This is a genomic window from Streptomyces sp. NPDC005181 (genome assembly GCF_040608395.1).
In the GTDB taxonomy this organism is placed as follows: Bacteria; Actinomycetota; Actinomycetes; order Streptomycetales; family Streptomycetaceae; genus Streptomyces.
The window spans coordinates 1-2,811 of sequence record NZ_JBEXID010000217.1 but is presented as its reverse complement, the minus strand read 5'-3'; the positions used below and the strand labels follow the sequence as shown (position 1 = coordinate 2,811).

The following is a 2,811-nucleotide window of genomic DNA, read 5'->3' as shown; positions in this document are numbered from 1 at the left end:
CCAACCACACCGCGACGGCCCAACTCGACGACCACCAAGCGTGATGAGGCGGCCGGAACGATCACGCTCCGATTACCAACTGAATGTTTGCGTCCAGTCCTCACCCGCTGCCGACCGTCCGGTTGCACGCGGTGTTCGCAAATGGAACCGACATGGCGTGACGCCGGGTAAGTGAACACGGCGCGACCGAAACGGTGGTGTCGTGTGTGCGTCCTGAAGTCGACCTTGTGTGCTATCTGCCAGCTCGGAATAGTGGGCGGCTCCATCCTCCGTACCCAGGCACCCCACTTGCCTGTGTGCGGCCCCACAGGAGGTCGAAGTTGAAGCATCGACGCATATCCAGGAAGCGTGCCGTGATGGCCGGATCGGCCGTTGTCGCCCTGGTCGCAGCGGGAGTCACGTTCCAGAGTGCGAACGCCAGTGACGACGTACCGCAGTTCACCGCCCGGACCCTGACGGCGAACGCGGCCGGAAAGCTCGCCACCGCTCTCGGGCAGGATCTGGGCAGCGACGCGGCCGGCTCGTACTACGACGCCAAGTCGAAGAACCTGGTCGTGAACGTGGTCGACCGGGCCGCCGCCGAGCAGGTGCGGCAGGCGGGCGGCAGGGCCAGGGTCGTACCGAACTCGCTCGCCGAGCTGAAGTCGGTCCGGCAGACCCTCACTGCCAAGGCCACGATCCCCGGCACCTCATGGGCCGTCGACCCGGTCAGCAACAAGGTGGTCGTCACCGCCGACCGTACGGTCGACGGTGCGGTCTGGGACAGACTCGGCGCGGTCGTCGACGGGCTGGGTGGCAAGGCCGAACTCAGGAAGACCGCCGGGGAGTTCAAACCGTTCATCGCCGGCGGCGACGCGATCTGGGGCAACGGCGGACGCTGTTCGCTCGGCTTCAACGTGGTCAAGGACGGTGAGCCGTACTTCCTGACCGCGGGACACTGCACCGAGGCGATCAGCAGCTGGTCCGACTCGCAGGGCGGCGCGGAGATCGGTACGAACGCGGGCTCCGACTTCCCGGGCAACGACTTCGGGCTGGTGAAGTACACCTCCGACACGCCGCACCCCAGTGAGGTCGACCTCTACAACGGCTCCACCCAGCCGATCACCGGGGCGGGCGAGGCGACCGTCGGCATGACGGTGACCCGCAGCGGTTCCACCACTCAGGTGCACGACGGCCAGGTCACCGGCCTCGACGCCACGGTGAACTACGGCAACGGCGACATCGTCGAGGGACTCATCCAGACGACGGTCTGCGCCGAGCCGGGTGACAGCGGCGGCTCGCTCTTCTCGGGCGACACCGCGATCGGCCTGACCTCCGGTGGCAGCGGCGACTGCTCCTCGGGCGGGGAGACCTTCTTCCAGCCGGTGCCCGAGGCGCTGACGGCATTCGGCGCCGAGATCGGCTGACGCCGGCTCGCTCACTCGTGTGAGCGAAGCGCGAGGGCCCGCTTGCCCCCCGGGGCGAGCGGGCCCACTGCTGCTATGCGGAAGGCTCGGCCGACGCATTCACCACGGGCTTCTTCGCCAGCGGGTCGTTTTCGCAGCCGAGTGCGTCGGTAGCTCTGCGGGTCATGAGGTAGAGGAAGGTGACCTGCTGGTCCACCGTCTTCTGCTGGACGTCGGTCCCGTTGAGCAGGGTGTTGGAAGCCTGTCCCTGGAGCAGCACCTTCTGGGACGGCGCCGTGAGGTCGCCGGGCATCCGGCACGGCACGGTGAGCCGTGAAACGAGGTCGTTGGCTTCGACAGTCGCGCCGTTCACGTCGTAGTGGCTGAGCTTCCCCGGAAGCTTGTCCACGTCGCGGGCCTCGGTGTCCTGCGGAACCCAGGAGAACTCGATGCGCAGTCTCTTGGAGCCGAAGGTGTTCCTCGGAGCGAACGAGCAGGTGGTCTGAGACGACGTCGGCGTGCTCAGGTCTTCTCCCAGTCGTTCCTGCATGCCTTCGACCAGATCCGACTTCAGAGCGAAGACAGTGGACTTGAGCTCGTCTGCCTTCAGCAGATCGCGCACCGCTTCTCCCTCGGTGGAGGAAGCGGGTACGTCACAGAACTCCTTCTCCGGGGCGGCCTTGTCATCTGCTGTGCACGCGGATGCGCCGAGCAAGAGAAGGGCTATTGCTGTGAGCGCCAAGCCCTTGCGGGACCGGACCGGCTTCCGGACCTCAGAGGTGTGCCCCTGCGGCGTCTCTTCCGATGGCGTAACCAGCAGCTGCATCGTCCCTCGCCTCATTGAACGGCCCATTACCCTTGATTCCTCTCTGCTCGCCCCATTCGTCGATCAGGCGAGTGGTTCCGTCCATACCTCGGCCGTAGTTCTCGCTGGAATCCTGCTTGCCCTGCTGCTCGGCTTCCTCGACGACATCCTTGGTCCAGTCGTACTTGAATGAATCAATCAACGCGCCACCCGCGGTGCTCACTACGGGGATCTCGCCTATGAGCCCGTTGGCTCCGATGGCTGAATACTCGGCGGTGTCCTCGGCCCATTCGACCTTGTCATCTTCCTTGTCCTGGTAGACATCGGCGCCGATTCCGTTGATGGCCCCCATCGCCGTGCCGATCTGCTGGCTCCGGTGGTTCCAGTCCGAGCTGGCCCCGTGGGTCCCGTTGCCCTCGTAGTCCGGTGCGTCGGCAAGTACCCCAGCGGCGTAGGCGCGTTCGGATTCATACAGGAGCGAATAGGACGGCGCGTCGTCCGAGATGCCCCGCATGACACGTATGAGGGCAAACATTCAGTGCGACCGCAGCGTGTGACGGTTTCGGGTGTGTGGTGACGGCTGGTGACCGAGTGGTCAGCGGCTGTCGGAGCGGGGGTGTC

3 protein-coding genes are annotated in these 2,811 nt (G+C 65.7%); 1 reads left to right on the top strand and 2 read right to left on the bottom strand.

Going from position 1 to position 2,811, the window contains the following annotated elements; all coding sequences use genetic code 11:
- The first annotated feature begins 320 nt into the window (after positions 1 to 320).
- Positions 321 to 1,406, top strand: coding sequence for a S1 family peptidase (locus ABZV38_RS40035; RefSeq protein ID WP_356333856.1), 1,086 nt, complete (start codon positions 321 to 323; stop codon positions 1,404 to 1,406).
- A gap of 73 nt (positions 1,407 to 1,479) precedes the next feature.
- Here the strand turns inward: ABZV38_RS40035 and ABZV38_RS40030 are convergent, their stop codons facing one another.
- Positions 1,480 to 2,100 carry a hypothetical protein gene (locus ABZV38_RS40030; protein ID WP_356333854.1) on the bottom strand — a complete coding sequence of 207 codons (621 nt, stop codon included), beginning with the start codon at positions 2,098 to 2,100 and terminating at the stop codon, positions 1,480 to 1,482.
- A gap of 58 nt (positions 2,101 to 2,158) precedes the next feature.
- Positions 2,159 to 2,704: a hypothetical protein gene (locus tag ABZV38_RS40025; RefSeq protein ID WP_356333852.1), complete on the bottom strand. Its 546-nt coding sequence runs from the start codon at positions 2,702 to 2,704 to the stop codon at positions 2,159 to 2,161.
- Positions 2,705 to 2,811: the final 107 nt, after the last annotated feature.

Excerpts from the sequence above, each read along its gene's own strand:
- ABZV38_RS40025 (WP_356333852.1), bottom strand. The coding sequence starts at position 2,704 with ATGCGGGGCATCTCGGACGACGCGCCGTCCTATTCGCTCCTGTATGAA.